Here is an 18,821-nt window from a genome sequence, read left to right as displayed (position 1 = left end):
CCGGGCCGCTTGGCGCGGGGGTGGAGGGGCTGGACTGTCGTGCCGCCGGATCGGTCGCGATGGTGCCGGTGGCGGCACCCGACCACGCACTAGCGCGCCTGGACCCGATCCCGCCGGGTGCGGCGCGCGACTATGTCCAGCTGGTGCTGTCGGATCGGTCGCAGCGGACCGAGGGGCGCGACTTCGCGGTCCTGAGCGCACGCACCTGGCGACTGGCGGATCTGGGGGCCAAGCACGCGTTGCTGCGGGAGGGGATCGGCTGGGGCAACATGCCGTTGCCGCTGATCCAGGCGGACCTGATCGCGGGAACGCTCAAGCGGCTGGCCATGCCCGATCATCCCGGCGGCATGTACCGGTTCGGCGGGATCTGGCGCCGCGACACGCCGCCAGGGCCGGCGGGTGCCTGGCTGCTCGACCGCTTCGTTCAGCTCGGCACGGAGGACGCCGGCGAGGGCGGGCTGGGCGACCTCTGAACGCTCGGCGAGGCGTCGCCGGCCATTGCGCGCAGCCGGGTGGCAATGCCGACATAGAAGCCGCAGATGTCGGCCACATCCTCGCTGGTGATGGCAAGCTCGGCCCCGACCGCGAAGCGGCGGAGCCGGCCGGCGTGGCCAGGATCGCTCCAGCCGACAGTGAGCCATTGCGACCCGCGCACGTCGCCGCGTGTCACCATCCCGCTGCAATAGAACAGGCAGGCGCGCGCGCGGGCCAGCGCCACCAGCCGGTCATGCTCCCCCGCCGGCTGGCCGGGGAAGAGCGTGCGCAGCTTGTTGGCGGTGTTGCGATCGGAGCGTGCCGGCCGGATCCCGCCGGCCACCGCAGCCTCGTCGGCAAGCACGTTCAGGAAGCGGTCGAGTTCGCGCAGGCCATTGCCGATCACCTTGGCACGGAACCGACCGGTGATCGGTGCGGGAACGCCGGCACCGGCCTGCAACCCGGCCGCGAGGAAGCGCGCGCCGGAGCGCAGCGTCGCCTCCGCATGGGCGAGCGCGCTTCCGCCCGGCAATGGAGGCTCAGCCGCGTGCGGCACGCGCGGCGATCGCCTGCTCCACCGCCTCGAACCCCGACGCACTGGCGACGGCCAGGTCGAGCGGCCGGCCGGCCAGCACCGGATCATGCGTGTTGAGGAAGTCCATCGCCTGGTCGCGACCGCCCAGCATCCGGAACGCCATCAGCGTCACGCGGCCCTGACGATCGGCTTCCTCGGGCGACAGTCGCGGTGCTTTATAGCGATTGACGAACTGGCGGCGCATCGGCCGGCGGGCGGCCTCGGCCGGTTCGCCGGCTTCGGTGGACGGCTGCTCTGCCGCGGGCGCAGCGCTGACCATCAGGCGACTGCCGCAGTGTGGAAGTCGGCGCCGAGCTGCGTCTTCAGCGCCTCGATGCGCTGGGCATATTCGCTGGCAAGCCGGCGATGGGCGACGCGGGCCTCGCTGCCGCTGGCGTCCTGCGCCCGCATCAGCGAGATCTGGTGTCGAGCAAGAAGATAGTTGAGATCCATGGCAGCGCCTCCGGCTTGTAAGCGAAAGCGCGTGCGTCTCTCAGTCGAGGGCGCCTACAAAGCGGATTGCCCCCGATGCAGCCTATATGGGTTGCCGGCCGCCGAATGAAAGGCGCCAGGCGTGCGGGCGACGGCCCCCCGGGAACGAAAAGGGCGCCGCATCTGCGACGCCCTCTCTCCCGGCCCTGTCCTGTTGACGGCTCGCGGGTGGCCGGACGGATTACTCCGCCGCGACGCCGTTGTGACCGAACATGTCGCTCTCGCTGGCTTCCTCGTTCGCAGCCGTCGGGCCCTTGGCCTTCTGGCGCTTGTCGAAGCTGTCCCACACCTCGTTCCACTGGCCGCGGGTCGCACCCTTGGAATATTCGGTGGCGCGCTGTTCGAAGAAGTTTGCGTGCTCGACGCCGTTCAGCAGCGGGGTCAGCCACGGCAGCGGATGCTCGTCGATCATGTAGATCGGCTTCAGCCCCAGCTGCCCCATGCGCCAGTCGGCGATGTAGCGGATGTACTTCTTGATTTCCTTGGGGGTCATGCCGTTGACCGGACCCATCTCGAACGCGAGGTCGATGAAGGCGTCTTCCAGGCGGATCGTGGTCTGGCACTGATCGGCAATGTCGTCCTTCACCGCCTTGGTCAGGCAGTCGCGCTCCTTGGTAAAGGCGTGGAACAGCTGGATGATGCCTTCGCAGTGCAGGCTCTCGTCGCGCACCGACCAGGACACGATCTGGCCCATGCCCTTCATCTTGTTGAAGCGCGGGAAGTTCATCAGCATCGCGAACGACGCGAACAGCTGAACGCCCTCGGTAAAGCCGCCGAACATCGCCAGCGTACGGGCGATATCCTCGTCGCTGTCGACCCCGAACTGCTGCAGATAGTCGTGCTTGTCCTTCATCTCGGCATAGTCGAGGAAGGCGCCATATTCGCTCTCGGGCATGCCGATGGTGTCGAGCAGGTGGCTGTACGCCGCGATGTGAATGGTCTCCATGTTGCTGAACGCCGTCAGCATCATCTTGACCTCGGTCGGCTTGAACACCCGGCCGTACTTCTCGTGGTAGCAGTCCTGCACCTCGACGTCGGCCTGGGTAAAGAAGCGGAAGATCTGCGTCAGCAGGTTGCGCTCGTGATCGGACAGCTTCTGCGCCCAGTCGCGGCAATCCTCGCCAAGCGGCACTTCCTCCGGCAGCCAGTGGACCTGCTGCTGGCGCTTCCAATATTCATATGCCCAGGGATATTCGAAAGGCTTGTAGGTCTTGCGGGCGTCGAGAAGGGGCATGGGTCAGACTCCTGAAACTGGAATGGGGCGGGCGCGGCGGGTCGTCATGGGGTTTGGCTCCACGACCATTGCGCCGTCGCAAAAAGGGTGAGGACGAGGCCCAGCGCGGCCAGCATCGTGCCGGCGATGCGATAGCCGTAGATCGCGGCTTCGCTGCCGGCGGTGCGCAGCCGCAGGAGCAGCGCGGCCCCGGCGACGCCTGCGACGAATGCCACGCCGTACATGATCAGCACCGGGGTGGTCATGCGACCATCCGCTGCGACATGCGTTGATCGGCCGACACCAACCAAGGAGGACACCCATGGCAGACCTGTCGGCCATCAAGGAGCATATGGAAGTGATCGGCGCGGACGGCGTCCATGTCGGCACCGTCGATCGGGTCGAGGGCGACCGCATCAAGCTGACCAAGAAGGACTCGGGCGCCGACATCGAGGGTGTCGACCAGGGCCTCCACACCGACCATCATCACTTCATCTCGACCGGCCTCGTCGCCGAAGTCGAGGGTGACCAGGTCCGCCTGTCGGCCAACGCCGACGTCGCGGTGACCTTTGAGGAAGAAGAGGGCGGCGAGCCGCTCTGATCGGGGCAACGCCGCAGCGGCCCGCGACTGGCGGGCCGCTGCGGCGGTTCCGAACCTGATCGAGCCTGCGTTCATTCCATCCCCATCGCCCCGTTGCGGGGCGGATCGCATCAGTGCGGGAGCGGCTGCTCCCGGCACGCATGTTCCCACATTAGCTGGCCCCAACGGCCGGACAGCGTCACCCGCGAACGGCGGCGTTCCCCAACTGCGGCGGAGCGATCGGCAACGCCCTTGGGCTCGGCATCTGGTCCATCCGGCTCTGGCTCCTCGCAACGCGGTTTGGTGCCGCCGTAGAGCAGCACAACGGCCCTGAAGTTCGTGGCCCGCATCCTACGCATATCGGGCTGCCCGCGCCACCCTCAATCCACATGGCTTCCCCATCTTTCCTGTGGAAAACCCCAGCATCTGGGGCTGCTGCTCGATAGCGACGCTATATCTGGTACATAGCTGCAACGGCTGCCGTCGGTGTCGCGCCTTTGGCTTCTCCGTCCGTTCGCCTCAGCAAGAAAGCCGCGCACCAAATCGATCGCTGCCCTTGTATCCGCCTGTCGTGCCATCCATATACCATCCAGCAGGATGGTGAGAAGAGATGGTCAAGCTCAAGGACCCAAAGCAAGGCGATAGCGAAAAGATCACCATCAACCTGGGCTATGTCGACCTGGGGCACATCGACCTGCTGGTGCAGGAGGGTTTCTACGCCAACCGCACCGACTGCATCCGCACCGCGATTCGCAACCAGCTGGAGCGGCACCGCGAGGCGGCCGAAAAGTCGGTGGTCCGCAAGCAGCTGGACCTGGGCATCAGCCACTTCTCCCGCGCCCAGCTGGAGGCGGTGCGCGCCCGCGGCGAGTCGCTCGAGATTCGCGTGCTGGGACTCGCCAGCATCGCAGGCGACGTGTCGCCCGAACTTGCCCGCGCGACCATCGCATCCCTGACCGTCCTTGGCGCGCTGCATGCGAGCGCGGAGATCAAGGCGGCGCTTGCCGACCGCATGCTGTGACAAAGGACTCGGATATGACCCTGCACGCATCGATGATCGAAGCGCTTCGGCGCACCCGCGCCGGCGATCTTGCGGGCGCGACGGCGCTGCTCCGCGACGCGCTCAAGCCGACGCATGCACCCGCACCGCCGTCGCCCGACGACACGGCCGCCGGGCTGCTCGACCTGTTGCCGCGCCGGCAGCCGGGGCCGGCGTCGTCGCCCCGGACCGCTCCTGCGGAACCCGCCGGAGCGCGGTTCGACGAGCATGTCTATCAGGGGAGCGGCGGCACGATGCACTACCGCCTCTATGTGCCTGCCGGCGCGACCCCGGGGATGCCGTTGATCGTGATGCTGCACGGTTGCACCCAGTCGCCCGAGGATTTCGCGCGCGGGACCGGCATGAACCGGCTGGCGGATGCGCTGGGCTTTCTGGTCGCCTATCCGCGCCAGGCTCAGTCCGCCAATCCGCAGAAATGCTGGAACTGGTTCAAGCCGGGCGACCAGCAGCGCGATCGCGGTGAGCCGGCGTTGCTGGCGGGCGTGACGCGGCAGGTGATCGCCGAGCATGGCGTCGATGCGAAGCGGGTCTATGTCGCCGGCCTGTCCGCGGGCGGTGCCGCGGCCGCGATCCTGGCGGCGGAATATCCGGACCTGTTTGCGGCAGCGGGCATCCACTCGGGGCTGGCCTGCGGGGCGGCCCGCGACCTGCCGAGCGCGCTTTCGGCCATGCAGCGCGGGGGCGGGGCGGCGCGGACGCAGGCGGCGGGCCGCCGCTTTGTGCCGGTCATCACCTTTCACGGCGATCGCGACCAGACGGTGCATGCGACCAACAGCCGCGAGATCGTCGACTCGGCTGTGGCCGCGGCGGGGGGCTCGCTTCGAGTCCGGACCGAGGAAGGACGAAGCGCCGGCGGCAGCGCGTTCCGGCGCGAGATGCACGTGGATGCGGCAGGCGTCGTTCAGATCGAGCATTGGACGATTGCGGGTGCCGGCCACGCCTGGTCCGGCGGGAACCCGGCCAGCTCCTACACCGATCCCAAGGGACCGGACGCATCACGCGAAATGGTCCGGTTCTTTCTGGAGCATACGCGCGGAGCGGCGGGCGGTGTCTGAGCCGCCCGCCGGCAAGCGGTGAGCTTAGACGGTGGGCTTAGGTCGTGCAGGATGTGCCGGCTGCGCGGGCAAGCGTGTCCATCTCGTTGTTCAGGACCCTGTCGAGGATGCAGTCCACAGTCTTGGCCGAGGTTTCGCCGTGCACGATCCGCCGGCATGCGGTCCCGGCGCCAAGCGTCAGGATCAGTTCGGTGAGATACTCGATCTCCTCAGCGCCTGCGCTGGGGGCGAGGGCTGCCAATGCCGCCGACAGGCTCGTGTGGACCCGGCCGTCCAGCGTCCGATAGATCTCTGCAACCCGTGAATTGCGGCCTGCTTCCGCCAGGATTTCCGTCATCAGCCGAAAATCATGGGCGGTTTCCGCCTGGCTGCCGAATCGCGTCAGCCAAGCGCGGATGGCGGCCAGGTCCTTGGCTGCCACCGCGCGCGCCAGCACATCCTCTTCAAGCCAGCCGGTCACGTCCGATTCGCAGATGGCGGCGATGATCGCCTCCTTGCTTTCGAAATCGCGATAGATCTGTCCGACCTTGATGCCCGACGCCGTGGCGATCTGGGCGATGCCGGTCTGATGGAAGCCCTGTTCGACGAACAGGCTGCGCGCGACATCGAGCAGGTGGCGCCGGCGAGCATCCGCACGGGCGCCGCGTCCCTGCCGATCTGCTGCCTGCGTCGTCATCGCCATCCTCTTCAACATGCTTGCCAAGCGGCCGCCATCGCCCTAGGGACCAAATTGTGAGTGAGCAATCACTCATATGTCGGACGAGGCGCATACGCAAATTCGTCGGCCGATGCAGGGTGAGGATTCCGCTGGAATCGCCGCGCAAGAGCGCTGGCGAGCGTTTTGGCTGCGCCCTTCACAGGCGCTCGATATTCGGATGAAGCAGATGTTGTTCACGATTTCGGGTCATTTGAGAACCACGAGTCGCGCCGTGCCTTGTGTAATGGACGGTGACGAGCACGTTCGCGACACTGCTTCGACACACACGCACAACGGACCGAAGGTGGGCATGAAGAAGATCGTTCCAGCAGCCGGATTGGCGTTGCTTCTCGCTGCCTGCGGCGGCGGCTCCGAACAGCAGGCTCCGGCGCCCGCCGGCCCGCCGCAGGTCTCGTACATCACGGTGGCAGAACAGCCGGTGACGCTCAGTTCCGAGCTGCCGGGCCGCACCAGCGCCTATGAGACGTCGGACGTCCGGCCGCAGGTCAACGGCCTGGTGCTCGCGCGCCTGTTCCAAGAGGGCGACATGGTGCGCAAGGGCCAGCCGCTCTACCGCATCGATCCGTCCCCCTATCAGGCGCAGGTGGCGAGCGCCCGTGCAGCCGTCACCCGCGCACGTGCGGCGATCGCGTCCACCGCGGCGCTGGCACGTCGCTACAACGAGCTCGTCAAGATCAACGCCATCTCGCGCCAGGAGGCCGAGAATGCGGTGACCGGGGCACAGCAGGCGCAGGCGGACGTCGCTGCCCAGCAGGCAGCGCTGCGCAACGCCGAGATCGACCTTGCCCGCACCACCATCCGGGCGCCGATCAGCGGCCGCATCGGCCGTTCGACCTTCACGACTGGTGCCCTGGTGACCGCGTCGCAGACCGAGCCGCTGACCACCATCCAGCGCCTCGACCCGATGTTTGTCGACATCCAGCAGTCGAGCGCGGAAGTGCTGAACCTGCGCCAGCAGATCATGTCCGGCGCCCTGTCGCGCGAAGGCGGCGCGGCCCGCGTCCGGCTGAAGCTGGAGAACGGCAGCACCTATCCGGTGGAAGGCACGCTGCGCTTCACCGACGTGACCGTGGATCCGACCACCGGCAGCCAGGTCGTGCGCGCGGCCTTCCCCAACAGCAACGGGCTGTTGCTGCCGGGCATGTATGTGCGGGCCGAGCTGACGGAAGGCACCAAGTCCAACGGCCTGCTGATCCCGCAGCGTGCGGTGTCGCGCAACGAGCGCGGCAACCCGACCGCGCTGGTGATCGGTGCCGACGGCAAGCTGCAGCTGCGTGAGCTCACCGCACCGCGGACGGTCGGGAACAGCTGGCTGGTAACCGGCGGGTTGAAGCAGGGTGACAAGGTCGTGGTGGAAGGGGCGCAGAACCTGCGGCCCGGTACGCCGGTGAAGGGCGTGCCGCTGCGTGAGGCGGCGGCACAGCCCGCGACAGGACAGCGCCAGGGCCAGCCGCAGGGCCAGGCGCCGTCGCAGTCTCAGGCACAGGCGAAGTAATCCATCATGCCCCGCTATTTCATCGACCGGCCGATCTTCGCCTGGGTCATCGCCATCGTCCTGATGCTGGCCGGCGTGATCGCGATCCGCAGCCTGCCCATCGCCCAGTTTCCGTCGATCGCACCGCCCACGGTGTCGATCAGCGCCACCTATCCGGGTGCCGATGCGGAGACGCTGGAACGCACCACCACGCAGATCATCGAGCAGCAGCTCAAGGGCATCGACAACCTGCGCTACTTCTCGGCGCAGTCGTCCTCGGCCGGGCGCGTGACGATCACGCTGACCTTTGAGCAGGGTACGGATCCGGACATCGCCCAGGTCCAGGTGCAGAACAAGCTGCAGGCGGCAACGTCGCTCCTGCCGCAGGAAGTGCAGCGCCAGGGCGTGACCGTCGCCAAGTCGGCGGCGAGCTTCCTGCTGGTCGCCGCGATCTATTCCGACAACGACAGCCACACCGCCAACGACCTGTCCGACTATATCGTCAGCCAGGTGCAGGACCCTGTCAGCCGCGTCACCGGCGTGGGCGAGTTGCAGGTGTTCGGTACGCAGTATGCGATGCGCATCTGGGTCGATCCGCTCAAGCTGCGCAGCTACAACCTGACGATCGACGACGTCACCACGGCAGTCACTGCGCAGAACGCGCAGGTTTCGGCCGGCCAGATCGGCCAGCTGCCCTCGTCCAAGGAGCAGGAGCTGAACGCGACCGTCTCGGTCCAGTCGCGCCTGCAGACGCCGGAGCAGTTCGGCGCGATCCGCCTCAAGACCGACCAGAGCGGTGCCGTGGTGCGCCTGCGCGACGTCGCACGCGTGGCACTGGGGGCCGAGATCTACGGCTTCGAAACCCAGTACAACGGCCACCCGGCATCGGGCTTCGGCGTCCGCCTGGCGACGGGTGCCAACGCGCTCGACACGGTGGACCTGGTGAAGTCCGAGATCGAGCGCATCGCCAAGAACTTCCCGGGCGACGTGAAGGTCGTCTATCCCTATGACTCGACGCCGTTTGTGCGGCTGTCGGTCGAGCAGGTGATCCACACGCTGGTCGAGGCAGTCGTCCTCGTCTTCCTCGTGATGTTCCTGTTCCTGCAGAACTGGCGTGCGACGCTGATCCCGACGATCGCGGTGCCGGTGGTGCTGCTGGGTGCCTTTGCCGTCATGTCGGCGCTGGGATACTCCATCAACACGCTGACGCTGTTCGGCATGGTGCTGGCGATCGGCCTGTTGGTCGACGACGCGATCGTGGTCGTCGAGAACGTCGAACGCCTCATCCAGACCGAGCACCTCTCTCCCAAGGAGGCGGCGCGCAAGTCGATGGACGAGATCAGCGGCGCGCTGATCGGCATCGGCCTGGTGCTGTCGGCGGTGTTTCTGCCGATGGCGTTCTTCGGCGGCTCGACGGGCGTGATCTATCGCCAGTTCGCCATCACCATCGTCGCCTCGATGGTGCTGTCGGTGCTGGTCGCCTTGATCCTGACGCCGGCACTGTGCGCCACCATCCTGAAGGCCCATGATCCCAAGCAGCAGCAGGGCAACGGCCCGTTCGCGCGCTTCTTCCGCTGGTTCAACGACAAGTTCGACCGCGGCACCAACAAGTATGAAGGCGGTGTCAAGCGGACGGCGCGCAGCTGGAAGCGCTCGGGTCTCGTCTATATCCTGATCGTGGCGGTGATGGCGATCACCTTCATGCGCCTGCCGAGCGGCTTCCTGCCCGAAGAGGACCAGGGGACCATGATCGCGCTCGTCCAGGCGCCTCCGGGTGCGACGCTGCCGCGCACGCAAAAGGCGCTGGACGTCGTGCGGGACCACTTCCTCAAGAGCGAGAGCGCGAACGTCACCAGCGTGTTCACGGTCAGCGGCTTCTCGTTCGCGGGTCAGGGCCAGAACGCCGGCCTCGCCTTCATCAAGCTGAAGGACTGGGCGGAGCGCGATGGTGCCGAAAATCGTGCACCGGCGATCGTGGGCCGCTCGATGGGCGTCTTCTCCCAGTACAAGGATGCGAGCATCTTTGCGCTGGTGCCGCCGGCCGTGCAGGAACTGGGCAACGCTACCGGCTTCGACATGTGGCTGGTGGACACCGGAGACGTCGGCCACGAGGGCCTGCTGGCCGCGCGCAACCAGCTGCTCGGCATGGCCGCGCAGGACAAGCGGGTGGCGCAGGTGCGTCCGCTTAGCCTGGACGATGCGCCGCAGCTTCTGGTCGACGTCGACCAGGACAAGGCCGGCGCGCTCGGATTGGACATCAGCGCGATCAACTCCGCCATCTCCTCGGCCTGGGGCGGTGCCTATGTGAACGACTTCCTGGATCGCGGGCGCACCAAGCGCGTCTATCTGCAGGCGGACGAGCAGTATCGCTCTTCGCCCGAGGCGATCGGGGACTTCTACGTCCGCAGCACCAGTGGCCAGATGGCGCCGTTCAGCGCCTTCTCGACCCTGTCGTGGAAGACGGCACCGGTGATCCTGACCCGCTACAACGGGCGTCCGGCGATGCAGCTGCAGGGTGCTCCTGCGGCCGGTCTCAGCACGGGTGCTGCGATGGAGGCGATGACGGAGATGCAGGCGAAGCTGCCGCCGGGCACCAGCCTGGAGTGGACCGGCCTCTCCTATGAAGAGCGGCTGTCGGGCGGCCAGGCGCCGGCGCTTTATGCCCTGTCGCTGCTGATCGTCTTCCTGTGCCTTGCCGCGCTGTACGAAAGCTGGTCGGTGCCGATCGCCGTCATGCTGGTGGTGCCGCTGGGCGTCCTTGGTGCGGTGCTCGCCGCGAAGCTGACGGGGCTGAACAACGACATCTACCTGCAGGTGGGCCTCATCACGACCATCGGCGTGTCGGCAAAGAACGCGATCCTGATCGTCGAGTTCGCCGAAGAGCGGGTACGCGACGGCATGAACGCGTTCGACGCGGCGGTGGAAGCGGCGCGGCTTCGTCTTCGCCCGATCCTGATGACGTCGCTGGCGTTCATCTTCGGCGTGATGCCGCTGGCGGTCTCCACCGGCGCGGGTGCCGGCGGCCAGAACGCGATCGGGCGTGCGGTGGTCGGGGGCATGTTCTCTGCAACCGTGCTCGCGATCTTCTTCGTGCCGATGTTCTTCGTGGTGGTCGCCCGTCTGTTCAAGCACGGGCAGACGGACCGGCCGAGCGCGAACTCGGACGTGGAGCCCGAGGGCGGCAACAAATCCTCCGGAGGCGGCACCGCGCCGCAGGGAGCCTGATGTGAAGACCAAGTCGCTGATCGCCATGCTGGCGGGCGCAACCATGCTCGCCGGCTGCAACCTGGCGCCGAACTATGCCCGGCCCACGGGCGCGGTGCCTGCCACCCTGCCGGAAGGCGGCATCTATCCCGCCGCCGCGACCGATGCGCCGGACGTGACGCGCATCGGCTGGCGGGACTTCTTCCTCGAACCCCGCCTGCGGCAGGTGATCGAGACGGGGCTCGCCAACAACCGCGACCTGCGCATCGCTGCGGGCAACGTGCTGCAGGCGCGTGCCCAGCTGCGGGTGCAGCGTTCGGCGCTGGTGCCGGCGACGACGGTGACCGGATCGGGCACCTACACCAACAACGTGCTCAGCGCCTCAGGGGCAAGCACGGGCACCGGCACTGGGACGGGCAGCGGCACCGGTGTGGGTACCGGGGCTGGCGTCGGCACCAGCAGCAGTTCCGATCTGGAGATCTATTCGGTCAACGCCGGCTTCTCCTCCTTCGAGCTCGACCTGTTCGGACGCGTGCGCAACCTCAGCCGCGCCGCGCAGGAGCAGGTGTTCGCTAGCGAGGAAGCGCAGCGGTCGACCCGGATCAGCCTCATCGCCGAGATCGCGACGGCGTGGCTGACCCTGGCGTCGGACCAGGAACAGCTGCGCGTCTCGCGCGAGACGCTCAAGACCTTCCAGCAGACGCTGAATCTGACCACCGCACAGTTCCGCATCGGCGTCGGCTCCGAGCTGGAGGTCCGCCAGGCGGAAACCAGCTTCCAGGCGGCCCGCAACGACATCGCGACGCTGGAGACGCGGGTTGCGCAGGACCAGAACGTGCTCAACCTGCTGGTCGGGACGACCGTCACTGCCGACCAGCTTCCGGTCGCACTCGGCAAGGAAGCGGTCACGCGGGACGCGCTGCCGGCGAACGTCTCGTCGGAGGTGCTGCTGCGGCGTCCGGATGTGCTGCAGGCCGAGCATCAGCTGATCGCGGAGAACGCCAACATCGGCGCGGCGCGCGCGGCCTTTTTCCCGACGATTTCGCTGACGGCGACGGTGGGCACGATCAGCACCGCGCTTTCCAGCCTCTTTTCCGGCGGCAGCTTCACCTACAATGCGGCGCCGGGCATCTCGTTGCCGCTGTTCGACGGCGGCCAGCGGCAGGGCAATCTGGAATATGCCCGCGCGTCGCAGGCGGTGGCGGTCGCGACCTATGAACGCTCGATCCAGACGGCGTTCCGCGAAGTCGCCGATGCGCTGGCACAGCGCGGCACGATCGATGAGCAGGTGGACGCCCAGACCGCGCGTGCGGCGGCGGCATCGACCGCAGCGCGGCTGTCGAACGCGCGCTTCCGCGCCGGCATCGACTCGTTCCTCACCACGCTCGACGCGCAGCGCACCGCCTATGCGGCCGAGCAGCAGCTGGTCACCACCCGGCTCAACCGGGCGAACAACCTGGTCGAGCTCTATCGTTCGCTGGGTGGTGGGCTGAACTAAGGGCTCCGGCACCTCCCGCGCGCCGTCGCGCGGGAGGGCTCAGGCGGCAGCAGCCAGCCGTTCCCGAAGCGCCGCTTCTGTCACGATCTCCAGGGGGGCACCGCCCCGGCGCAGTTCCTCTGCCTTGCGATAGGGCGGGCTTGCGTGCGCGAACCGGCCGAACGGCTGCTCGGTGCCGATCACCAGCATCGTCGTCGTCGTGCCGACCGAGGCGACCACTCGCGCGCCGGACCCTGCCAGCCACTGCGCCAGCGCGCTGGTACGGGAGGCGCCGAGGATCGCCACCCGCTGCCCCTTGAGCGGTCCCTCTGCCGCGGGCTTGGGCGCACGTCCCTGCTTTTGCGCAGGAACGGTCAGCCAGTTCGCCAGCTCGATGCCGGTGTGCTCGATCGCCCGCACGATCACCATGCCGGCCGCACGAGCGTCGCTGAGCGCGTCATGGTGCTGATGCCGTACGCCCAGAAAGCGGCTGAGGACATTCAGCCGGTGGCTCGGCAGATCGGGCCAGGCGCGCTTCGCCACGCGCACGCTGTCGAGCCAGGTTGTCTCGATCGCCTGGCAATCATGGACCAGGCAGGCAGCAGCGAGCGCGCCCTTGTCGAAGCTGGAGTGGGCGACGGTGATCCGGCCGGCGAGATGGCCGTCGACCAGCTGGTGGATATGGGCGAAGGTCGGCTTGCCCACGACATGGCCGCCATGGATGCCGTGGATGCGCGTGTTGAAGGGCGAGAACTCGTCGCGCGGATCGACCAGGGTCTCGTACTCGAAGACCTCACGCCCGTCGCGGAAGCCGACGATGCCGATCTGGCAGATGCTGCTGACCCGCGAACAGGCGGTCTCCACATCGATGACCACGAAGTCCACGGCGGGCTGCGCAGTGGGCGTGTTGGCGGGTTCTGCCGGGATCTTCGTCAGAGGGTGCATCGGCATAGGGTAGCATGTCCGCCGGGCCTGGGCACGCCTCCCGCGCAGTTCAGTTCTGCCCCTCCAGCGCGGCGTACCAGTCCGCATAGTCGGTGTTGCGCGCCATGCGCCGATTCTGATCCGGCGCTCCGTCGCTCCACCAGACGGGGCCACGCTCGCCCAGCGCGACCTTGGCAGCGTGCACGCGCGCCCGTGCGGCTGCGAGCGCCCCTGTGTCGCCGGACCGTCCTGCGATGCCCACCGCCCGGCGCGCTTGCATCAGTTCGGCGACAAGCGTTTCACGCCGGTCCGCGTCCAGATGCGGGTTGGTCCGCCGCCACAGCCGGCCGCGCACGACGATGTAGCGCCCGTCCGGAGTGACCGGCGGGGGTGGTTTGTGCGTGACCGTCACCCCGGGGTTCGCTTGATCGCCATTGTTTCCGAAGGACGCTTCATGCCCCGGCGCTGTTCCGGTGCAAGAGGTGGTTCCAGGCACGGGAATCCCCATATCTGTCGTATGGCGCTGCCCCGAACGCTGATCGAACCCAGGCTGATCTATCTGGAGCCCGGCGTGCGGGCCTTCCCACGCGGTGCCGAAGTGCTGGCGCGCTTTCCGGATGCCGAACAGGTCGAGGTGGCGAGCCACTGGAAGATCCCCGAGCTCGGCGACCCGGCGCTCGCCGAGGACTGGCTGCGCGTGAAGCGCGAGATCCTGGTGCTGGGGGTGAAGAAGGGGCTGGCGATGCGGCCGAACGGGCGGTCGGCCGACTTCATCGCGCCCTCCACTTCCAACGGCTGTGCGATGGCGTGCGCCTATTGCTATGTGGGGCGGCGCAAGGGTTATGCGAACCCGATCAGCGTGTTCGTCAACATCGACGAGATCACGCGCGCGATCGGCCGGCACGCCGCCCGGCTCGGCCCGAAGCCCGAGCCGAACAGCATCGACCCGCGCGACTGGGTGTACGACCTGGGCGAGAACGGCGACCTGTCGGTGGATGCGTTGCTGTCGGACAATGTCCGCGACCTGGTCGCGGCGTTCCGCACCATCCCCGGCGCGAAGGGGTCGTTTGCGACCAAATACGTCAACCGCGACCTGCTCGGCTATGATCCGCAAGGGCGCACGCGCATCCGCTTCTCGCTGATGCCGGAGACGATCGCCAGGGTGGTGGACGTGCGCACCTCGGCCATGAGCGAGCGAATCGCGGCGATCAACGACTTCGTTGCGGCCGGCTATGAAGTGCATGTCAACTTCTCGCCCGTGATCGTGCACGAACATTGGGAGGCGGAGTGGAAGGCGCTGTTCGCGGAACTCGATGCCGCGCTGTCGCCCGCGGCGCGCGCGCAGCTCAAGTGCGAGGTCATCTTCCTCACCCACAATGAAGCGCTGCACGACCTGAACCTGCGCTGGCACCCGCGGGCCGAGGAATGGCTGTGGCGGCCGGACCTGCAGGAGCAGAAGTGGAGCCAGTCGGGGATGCGCAACCTGCGCTACAAGGCAGGGTGGAAGCGCCAGTGGCTCGACCGTTTCCTCAGCTGGCTGGGGGAGGCGATGCCTTACTGCGAGGTGCGCTACGCGTTCTGAACCGGCGGGCGGTCGCGGTAGCTCTCGATCATCGCGCGCACGTCGACCCGCGCCTTCAACCGGGCGCACAACAGGGCGGTGCCGCTGACCTTGCGCTGGACGAACAGCGTGTCGACGGGCGGCAGGTGCCAGGTCGCGCGATCCTGGGCCATCACGGTCGCTTCCTCGCGCAGCACCGAGATGAAAGCGCGGTCGCCAAAGTCGAACGGCCCCGTGCGGCCGAGTTCGCCCAGGATCACGTCGATCATGCGGTCGACCACGGGGCCGTGCCGCTCCGCCGCCGCCTGGCCGAGGAAGCCGGCGTCGACGGCTGCTTCCCGCACCCGGTCGCGATCGCCGTCGAGCCCGGCCATCAGCAGCCGGTGGTAGCCGTTCCGGGTGGCGGGCTGCACGTCGCGGGCCGCGCCAAAGTCGAGGAGGACGAGCCGGCCGGTGTCCGCCTGCCAACGATAGTTGGCGAAGTTCGGGTCGGTCTGCATCGTTCCCCAGGCGAACAACTCGCGCAGCACCAGCGCGACCACGGCGTGGGCGGCACGGTCGCGCTCCTCCTGGCTGCGATCGGCCAGTGCCTCGATCCGCTCGCCGGATACGAATTCCATCGCCAGGACATGGCCGGTGCTGAGCGAGGGATCGGCGGCCGGCACGACATAGGCGGGATCGTCGCCCACCAGCGCGCGATAGCGTTCCAGCATGGTCCGTTCGCGGGCATAGTCCGCCTCCTCGTGGAGCTGGCGCTTGGCCTCCTCCAGCAGCGGCGCGACGTCGAGTTCGCGCGGCAGCAGGCCGGAGACTCGCAGGAGGGTGGCGACATTGTCGACGTCGGCGTCGATGCTGTCGGCGACGCCGGGATATTGCACCTTGATCGCGAGCACGCGTCCGTCCGGCAGCTCGGCACGATGGACCTGGCCGATCGAGGCAGCGGCGGTCGGATGCGCCTGGAACTGGCGAAAGCGGCGGCGCCAGTCGCGGCCCCATTCGGCGGCGAGCACGCGGTCGAGCTGCTGCGGCGGCATGTGGTGGGCATTGTCGCGCAGCCGGGCCAGGATCTGGGTGAGCTCGGGCGGCAGGATGTCGCCGGCATCCATCGAGATCATCTGCCCCAGCTTCATCGCGGCGCCGCGCAGGTGGGCGAGCTGGTCGGCAACGCGGGTGACATTGGCTGGCGTGAGCAGCAGGTCGCCCATGCGCGGCCGCTCGCCCGCCGCGAGCCGGCGCGCCCCTTCGGCGACCATGCCGCCAGCAACGCCACCCGCCATGCGGCCGAACCGCCCCAGCCGCGACAAGCGGCCGCTCGGCACTGCGCGGCCGTCGCCGCCTCGGTCATCGGTCATGGATGTCGTCCTTGCGAAGGGGGTCGAGCAGGCGGGCGAGGGGGACGGGGGCGAAGTCGTGGACGTCGACGCCGACGTCGAACTGGCGCAGCATCGGCTTCAGCCGGCCATGGCTGTGCCCGTGGAGATTGATCGCGCGGCGATGCTGCCCGTTCCAGGATCGGAAGGGGTAGTGGCACAGCACGAGCCGGTGGCCGTCCGCCTCGATCTCGGCATAGTCGCCGGTGCTCGCCCAGCCGGATGCGGCGAGCGTCGCGTCGGGATCATTGTTGCCGCGCAGGAGGTGCTTGGTGCCGTTCAGTTGGCCGAGCAGGCCCGAGACAGCGTCCGGGCGGCGAGCGACGTCGCCGAGGTGCCAGACACTGTCCCCCGGCCTCACCACGGCATTCCAGCGCGCGATGAGCAGCGCGTCCATCTCTGCCACGCTCGCGAACGGCCGGCGCCAGATGTTGATGGTGCGATGGTCCCCGAAATGCGTGTCGGCGGTGAAGAAGATCGTCATCGAGCGCAGCCGGCCCCGCCGGTGCGCATGCAGCAGGGGGTGGGGCGGGGCGATGACGAGGACATGCGGGACGAACGAGCCGGCGGCCGGGTTGTTCAGGCGGGGACGGGCTTTTCGGACGGCTGCTGGACGTGAGGGCGTGTCGAAGGACTGGCTCCAGGTGCTTCGATACGGGCTTCGACAAGCTCCGCCCCTACTCGGCACGAACCGATCTGCTCGACCTCACCCCGCTCTAGCTTGGCTGTGCGTGTCGTACGATCCGCTCGCACAGCCGGTGGGTTTCGAGCAGGTCCTCCGCGGCCGTGGGGTGGCCCGCCCGGACGGCGTCGAGGAAGTGGGTGCACATCGCCTCGAAGCCGCGCTGGCGCCCGACCGATGTCCAGTCGCCGCGCCGGCTCCGGCGCTCGGCACCGTCGCACTCGACCCGGCTCGACAGGTCGTGCACCGAATGCCTGCGGTCGCCGCCCAGGATGTCCAGCGTCTCTTCGTCGAGGCCGGACGCACGATGCATGATGCCGATCGCGCGGTACCCGTCGCCGCGCAGCGTCAGGGTGATCGCTTCGAGCAGGCCGTCGCGCACCAGCGTGTCGATCTGCTCGTGCTGCACTGGCGTCGGGGCCAGGAAGCGCAGCGTGTCCGCGACATGGATGAAGTCGTCGAACACGGTCTGGCGGATCGCGGCCGGCTGCGCATGGCGGTGCTTCTGCATCAGCACCAGGGTGCGCGGCCGATCGCGCAGCGCCGCATAGTCGGGCGCGAAGCGGCGGTTGAAGCCTACCGTGAGTAGCACCTTTTGACGCTCCGCGAGCGCGACGAGTCGCTCCGCATCGTTCAGATTGTCGGCCAGCGGCTTGTCGACCATCACCGGAACGCCCCGATGCAGCAGGGCTTCGACCAGAGCGGGATGGGCGGGCGTGGCGGCATGAACAAAGGCGGCGTCGAACGCCGTGCCCTCGAGGGCTGCGTCGAGGCTCTGGTGCCGATGGGCGAGGCGGTAGCGAGTGCCGAGTTCCTCCAGCACCGTGGCGTCCCGAGTCACCAGGTGGATCTCCAGCCCCGCCATAGTGGTGAGCACGGGCAGGTACGCCTTGCGGGCAATGTCCCCCAGGCCGATCATCAAGACGCGCATGCGGGCTCCTCCGTGCAACCAGTGCCAGGCCCGCTATCGGGCCCGGGGACGCCTTCGTCCATCCCGCTGGCTCGCGCAGCCGCATGCCTTCCGGCCGCATGATATCGGTGTCATACCCTCTGCCAGAACAAGCAATGGAGGATGCATGCGATTTCCGGCAGCGGCTGCGACCGCCCTGGTCCTTGCGGTCAGCGCCCATGCGCAACCCGCGCCGCCGGCCACGGACGGCATCCATCCGCGGCCAAAGCCAGTGCCGATCCGCGCAGCGAAGATCGTCCTGGTCGGCGATTCGACCATGCAGGCGAACTCGGGCTGGGGCGGCAGCTTCTGCGGCTATCACGTCAGCTCGTTCATCGCCTGCGTGAACTTAGGGCGGGGCGGGCGCAGCACCTACAGCTATCGTGCGGAAGGCAGCTGGGATCTGGCGCTGGCGGAGATGAAGACGCCGGGGTTCACCGCCACCTATGTGCTGATCCAGTTCGGGCACAACGACCAGCCGGGCAAGCCGGGCCGCTCGACCGATCTCGCCACTGAATTCCCGCAGAACCTGCGGCGGTATGTCGCTGAAGCCCGCGCGGCCGGCGCGGTGCCGATCCTGGTGACCCCGCTGACGCGGCGCCAGTTCAAGGATGGAAGGCTCGTCCGCGATCTCGACGCCTGGGGAGAGGCCATTCGCAAGGTGGCAGCAGAAACCAGGACGCCGATCATCGACCTGCTGCGGCGGAGCAGTGACGTCGTAGAGGTGCTAGGCGCCGCGGGCTCGGCCCGGTTTGCGCAGCTGCCGCCGTCGCCGGAGGTCGCCTCAGCAATGCTTTCGGGCACGACGATCGCGGCCAACAGCGGCGCCACCGCGCCGGGCAGCGCGTCCGCGCAGAACAACGCGCAGGTCGAGCGGTTCGGCGATCCGAAGCTGTCGTTCGACTATACGCATCTGGGAGCGGCAGGCGCCGACTTCTTCTCGAAGCTGGTCGTGGACGAGCTGGCGACGGCCGTTCCCGAACTGCGCCCGCAGTTGATCCCCTGATTAACGAA

20 protein-coding genes are annotated in these 18,821 nt (G+C 68.0%); 9 read left to right on the top strand and 11 right to left on the bottom strand.

From position 1 onward, the window contains the following. On the top strand, positions 1-473 hold a 473-nt coding region (locus LK533_RS17265; RefSeq protein ID WP_229364312.1), incomplete at its 5' end, for a LysR substrate-binding domain-containing protein. Here LK533_RS17265 and LK533_RS17260 read toward each other — a convergent pair. The 5 genes from LK533_RS17260 to LK533_RS17240 all read right to left on the bottom strand — a co-directional run bounded on the left by LK533_RS17260 (position 425) and on the right by LK533_RS17240 (position 3,019). Then, positions 425-1,030, bottom strand: a complete 606-nt coding sequence (locus LK533_RS17260; RefSeq protein ID WP_229364311.1) for a hypothetical protein — start codon at positions 1,028-1,030, stop codon at positions 425-427. The genes LK533_RS17265 and LK533_RS17260 overlap by 49 nt on opposite strands. Next, positions 1,014-1,328 carry an antitoxin Xre/MbcA/ParS toxin-binding domain-containing protein gene (locus tag LK533_RS17255; RefSeq protein ID WP_229364310.1) on the bottom strand — a complete coding sequence of 105 codons (315 nt, stop codon included), beginning with the start codon at positions 1,326-1,328 and terminating at the stop codon, positions 1,014-1,016. Before LK533_RS17255 ends, LK533_RS17260 begins: the two co-directional genes overlap by 17 nt. Further along, positions 1,328-1,501: a hypothetical protein gene (locus LK533_RS17250; RefSeq protein WP_229364309.1), complete on the bottom strand. Its 174-nt coding sequence runs from the start codon at positions 1,499-1,501 to the stop codon at positions 1,328-1,330. The genes LK533_RS17255 and LK533_RS17250 overlap by 1 nt, the downstream gene beginning before the upstream one ends. A 220-nt stretch (positions 1,502-1,721) precedes the next feature. Continuing rightward, entirely contained in the window at positions 1,722-2,774 is a 1,053-nt protein-coding gene (locus tag LK533_RS17245; RefSeq protein ID WP_229364308.1) for a ribonucleotide-diphosphate reductase subunit beta, read from the bottom strand. A 44-nt stretch (positions 2,775-2,818) separates the two neighbouring features. Further along, positions 2,819-3,019, bottom strand: a complete 201-nt coding sequence (locus tag LK533_RS17240; RefSeq protein ID WP_229364307.1) for a hypothetical protein — start codon at positions 3,017-3,019, stop codon at positions 2,819-2,821. Between the two features lie 56 nt (positions 3,020-3,075). On the opposite strand from LK533_RS17240, the gene LK533_RS17235 reads away from it, so the two are divergent. The 3 genes from LK533_RS17235 to LK533_RS17225 all read left to right on the top strand — a co-directional run bounded on the left by LK533_RS17235 (position 3,076) and on the right by LK533_RS17225 (position 5,448). After that, complete coding sequence (locus tag LK533_RS17235; protein ID WP_229364306.1) at positions 3,076-3,354, top strand: DUF2171 domain-containing protein; 279 nt, start codon at positions 3,076-3,078, stop codon at positions 3,352-3,354. 589 nt (positions 3,355-3,943) lie between these two features. Beyond that, positions 3,944-4,354, top strand: a complete 411-nt coding sequence (locus LK533_RS17230) for a hypothetical protein (RefSeq protein ID WP_229364305.1) — start codon at positions 3,944-3,946, stop codon at positions 4,352-4,354. Between the two features lie 14 nt (positions 4,355-4,368). Continuing rightward, a complete protein-coding gene (locus LK533_RS17225) occupies positions 4,369-5,448 on the top strand; it encodes an alpha/beta hydrolase family esterase (RefSeq protein ID WP_229364304.1) in 1,080 nt (359 codons plus the stop codon). 37 nt (positions 5,449-5,485) lie between these two features. Here the strand turns inward: LK533_RS17225 and LK533_RS17220 are convergent, their stop codons facing one another. Continuing rightward, on the bottom strand, positions 5,486-6,124 hold the full coding sequence (locus LK533_RS17220; RefSeq protein ID WP_229364303.1) for a TetR/AcrR family transcriptional regulator: 639 nt from the start codon (positions 6,122-6,124) through the stop codon (positions 5,486-5,488). Between the two features lie 331 nt (positions 6,125-6,455). Here LK533_RS17220 and LK533_RS17215 point away from each other — a divergent pair, with 331 nt between their 5' ends. Genes LK533_RS17215 through LK533_RS17205 form a run of 3 tightly spaced genes read left to right on the top strand, consistent with a single transcriptional unit; the run spans position 6,456 to position 12,342 of the window. After that, positions 6,456-7,661: an efflux RND transporter periplasmic adaptor subunit gene (locus tag LK533_RS17215; RefSeq protein ID WP_229364302.1), complete on the top strand. Its 1,206-nt coding sequence runs from the start codon at positions 6,456-6,458 to the stop codon at positions 7,659-7,661. 6 nt (positions 7,662-7,667) lie between these two features. Then, the gene (locus tag LK533_RS17210) at positions 7,668-10,865 is read left to right on the top strand and encodes an efflux RND transporter permease subunit (RefSeq protein ID WP_229364301.1); all 3,198 of its coding nucleotides are present in this window, start codon (positions 7,668-7,670) and stop codon (positions 10,863-10,865) included. A 25-nt stretch (positions 10,866-10,890) separates the two neighbouring features. Further along, the gene (locus LK533_RS17205; protein WP_229364316.1) at positions 10,891-12,342 is read left to right on the top strand and encodes an efflux transporter outer membrane subunit; all 1,452 of its coding nucleotides are present in this window, start codon (positions 10,891-10,893) and stop codon (positions 12,340-12,342) included. A 39-nt stretch (positions 12,343-12,381) separates the two neighbouring features. Here LK533_RS17205 and LK533_RS17200 read toward each other — a convergent pair whose 3' ends face one another. Both LK533_RS17200 and LK533_RS17195 read right to left on the bottom strand, forming a co-directional pair. Beyond that, entirely contained in the window at positions 12,382-13,266 is an 885-nt protein-coding gene (locus LK533_RS17200) for an exonuclease domain-containing protein (protein WP_229364300.1), read from the bottom strand. A gap of 49 nt (positions 13,267-13,315) precedes the next feature. Further along, positions 13,316-13,657, bottom strand: a complete 342-nt coding sequence (locus LK533_RS17195) for a hypothetical protein (protein ID WP_229364299.1) — start codon at positions 13,655-13,657, stop codon at positions 13,316-13,318. A gap of 105 nt (positions 13,658-13,762) precedes the next feature. Between LK533_RS17195 and LK533_RS17190 the strand changes: the two genes are divergently transcribed. Continuing rightward, the gene (locus tag LK533_RS17190; RefSeq protein ID WP_229364298.1) at positions 13,763-14,827 is read left to right on the top strand and encodes a spore photoproduct lyase family protein; all 1,065 of its coding nucleotides are present in this window, start codon (positions 13,763-13,765) and stop codon (positions 14,825-14,827) included. Here LK533_RS17190 and LK533_RS17185 read toward each other — a convergent pair. From LK533_RS17185 to LK533_RS17175, 3 genes are all read right to left on the bottom strand, one after another. Next, entirely contained in the window at positions 14,815-16,158 is a 1,344-nt protein-coding gene (locus tag LK533_RS17185) for an ABC1 kinase family protein (protein ID WP_229364297.1), read from the bottom strand. The genes LK533_RS17190 and LK533_RS17185 overlap by 13 nt on opposite strands. Next, positions 16,148-16,660, bottom strand: coding sequence for a metallophosphoesterase family protein (locus LK533_RS17180; RefSeq protein ID WP_229364296.1), 513 nt, complete (start codon positions 16,658-16,660; stop codon positions 16,148-16,150). Before LK533_RS17180 ends, LK533_RS17185 begins: the two co-directional genes overlap by 11 nt. 232 nt (positions 16,661-16,892) lie before the next feature. Further along, positions 16,893-17,789: a Gfo/Idh/MocA family protein gene (locus LK533_RS17175; protein ID WP_229364295.1), complete on the bottom strand. Its 897-nt coding sequence runs from the start codon at positions 17,787-17,789 to the stop codon at positions 16,893-16,895. Positions 17,790-17,934: 145 nt separating this feature from the next. Between LK533_RS17175 and LK533_RS17170 the strand changes: the two genes are divergently transcribed. Next, the gene (locus tag LK533_RS17170; RefSeq protein ID WP_229364294.1) at positions 17,935-18,813 is read left to right on the top strand and encodes a rhamnogalacturonan acetylesterase; all 879 of its coding nucleotides are present in this window, start codon (positions 17,935-17,937) and stop codon (positions 18,811-18,813) included. Positions 18,814-18,821: the final 8 nt, after the last annotated feature.

This window comes from Sphingomonas sp. PL-96, assembly GCF_020707215.1.
In the GTDB taxonomy this organism is placed as follows: Bacteria; Pseudomonadota; Alphaproteobacteria; order Sphingomonadales; family Sphingomonadaceae; genus Sphingomonas.
This window is presented reverse-complemented; position numbering and strand designations above follow the sequence as displayed.